This is a genomic window from Gemmatimonadaceae bacterium (assembly GCA_035633115.1).
GTDB lineage: Bacteria > Gemmatimonadota > Gemmatimonadetes > Gemmatimonadales > Gemmatimonadaceae > UBA4720.
In genome coordinates this window covers 1-2,390 of record DASQFN010000042.1, presented here as the reverse complement: position 1 = coordinate 2,390, position 2,390 = coordinate 1, and the positions used below count along the sequence as shown (strand labels likewise).

General features: G+C 58.5%; 3 protein-coding genes. All 3 read right to left on the bottom strand.

What is annotated here, in order from left to right; genetic code table 11:
* Positions 1 to 977 (bottom strand): alcohol dehydrogenase catalytic domain-containing protein (locus VES88_03560; protein HYN80553.1); only part of this gene is annotated, 977 nt, incomplete at its 3' end.
* Positions 974 to 1,753 (bottom strand): TIM barrel protein, encoded by a 780-nt coding sequence (locus tag VES88_03555; protein ID HYN80552.1) that lies wholly within the window; start codon positions 1,751 to 1,753, stop codon positions 974 to 976. The genes VES88_03555 and VES88_03560, both read right to left, overlap by 4 nt.
* Positions 1,754 to 2,390, bottom strand: a 637-nt coding sequence (locus tag VES88_03550; protein ID HYN80551.1) for a hypothetical protein, incomplete at its 5' end; no start/stop codon positions are given.

The window sequence follows — 2,390 nt, the reverse complement described above, 5'->3', positions numbered from 1 at the left end:
TCCAACGCCTCGCCTACTTCGTTGAGCCTCAAACGGTGAGTGATCAACTTCTCCACAGGCAATAGGCCGGCCTCCAGAATTCGCACGACTTTCGGAAACGCCGTTCGCTGGATGTATGAGCCAAGTATGGAAGTTTCATAGCGTGTGATTGCGTACTGGTTTAACCGGCGATCGGCATGCTGATTGACGCCGAAGAGAATCACGCGGCCGCCCCTTCTCACAAGCTCGAGGGATTCCGGAAGCAGACTTCCGGCCGCGTCCACAGCAACGTCTACACCAATTCGCGTGATGGCTTTCACCTCGGCGGGGCAGTCTTCGGTCTTTGGGTTTAACACTGCGTCCGCGCCGAGCCGTTCGGCCATTTGCCGCCGAAACTCTGTCGGTTCTATTACGAAAACTTTTCCGGCCCCGGCGCTTTTGAAAAGCAGGAGAAACAACAGTCCAATCGGGCCGGCGCCGAGGATCGCGACGCTTTCACCGGGCACGACAGCGGTCTTTTCAAAAGCATGCAACACGCAGGCGAGCGGTTCGGCCAGGCAGGCGCGTTCGGTCGGAACATCCTGGCTGATTTTGTGCAGCGCTTTGGCCGGCGCAGTATTGAACTCGGCCAGCCCGCCGTGGCGGAAGATTCCAAGCGAGGTCATGTTCTCGCAAACATTCGTAAGCCCTAATCGGCAGTACTCGCACAGCCCACAGGTGATGTTGGGATCAATCACCACCCGATCGCCGGGCTTAACGTTGATCACGCTCTCTCCGATATCCGTGACCGTAGCTACGTATTCGTGGCCGAGAATGCTTCCGGGAGTCGCGGGGTGGCCGGGGGGATCGGAGAGAATGTGGATGTCAGTACCACAGATACTCACGCGATCGACGCGGAGCAGCACATCGTCGTCGGCTTGAATTCGAGGGCGCGGGAATTCCTCCAAAGCCCAGTGACCCGGCCCGTGAAAAACTATCGCTTGCATCGCTTCGGTCATCCAAAAATCTCCAACGGCGCCTTTGCTGCCTGCTCATCAGGGCCGAGCGCGGAAAATTCCATACCGATGAATCCTCCATACTTCACTCGCCTGAGCAAAGTATTCACTGCTTGATAATCAATCTTTCCCGTGCCCGGTTGATGTCGTCCGGGCACGTCGGCGACGTGAAAATAGCCAACCCACTCCAGGTTTTTGATCTCCGTCAATACGTCTTCACCCATCATACTCATGTGGTAGATGTCGTAGAGCAGCTTCACCTGTGGACTATTAACGCGCCTGACGATCTCAATGCCAAGTGCCGAAGTATTGAGAAAACACCCGCGATGATCGAGCGCCGTGTTCAGCGGCTCAAGGAGCAATGTGACGCTTGCCGCTTCCGCACGGTCGGCCAGTGCCTGCAAATTCTCCACCATGGTTTCGATCTTTTCTTCCGCTGGCCGCGGTGGCGTTGGCGCGGCGCTGCCATCGTCACTGAGAACATCGCTAAGCATCATGATGCGACGGCAGTTCAACTGCCCGGCCGCCGCGAAGACTTGGTCCATCTCTTCGATCAGCTCCGGGCGTGCGTCCGGGTCAATGAGCGCGTGCTGGCGATTTCCGCTTATTGCTGCGACGGTGAGGCCGAGGCGCGCCGCCGCATCAGCGAGCGCCGGCAGGTCTTTGTCTCGCCAGTCCCAGAACTCGATGGCGCGATAGCCGAGCCGCGATGCAATGGCCAGGCGCTCGATGAACGGGCGATCGGTGAAGAGCATTTCCAGGCAGAGCGAGAGTTCCATTCAACGTGGCTTGCCGGCTTTGTCTTTGGGCGTGAGTACGACCACCCCGATGCGCAAAGTGTTCCGGTCACCCGTCTGCGCCGGAAAGGTGAAATCCTGTAAGGCGAATGTTGATTCCAGCGCGGCAATGCTGCCGACCTCGCGCTGATCCCAGTCTTCGAAGCGGACCGTCTCCCCTCGTATCTTGCCCGTCAAGACCAATTCGAGTCCCAGCGGGTCATGCACCAGCTCCACCAGATTGCCTTTCAATTCGCGGTATTCCCCCGCGCGCCCGCAGATCGGGCAGCTCTCAACATCGGCGTGATTGGGGTTTGTGTGTTCGACTTCGTAGTGGGCGCTGGCCGCGAGCCGGAAAAAGTCGCGTTCGCCGCTCGGCCCGCTGATTTTCACCCGATCCAATTTCTGGCGCGCCAGCGAGGTATAGTAATACCGCATGTGAAAAGCGTGCGAATGTTGCAAGGCACGTTGCTCACGCACCTCCCAGGGTTGCAGGTGTTCCAGCCGCACCTCGAAATCGCACCCTTCAGCGTTGTCAAACGGGCCGTAGAATTCTCGCAAGCGCATCGCGTGGCGGAGCTGCTCCGTCACCAGCTTGACCGCCGCCTCATAGGATGGCGCCAAAGACGCATCGACGTAG

Coding starts and splice junctions, on each gene's coding strand:
- VES88_03555 (HYN80552.1), bottom strand. CDS start 1,753: ATGGAACTCTCGCTCTGCCTGGAAATGCTCTTCACCGATCGCCCGTTC.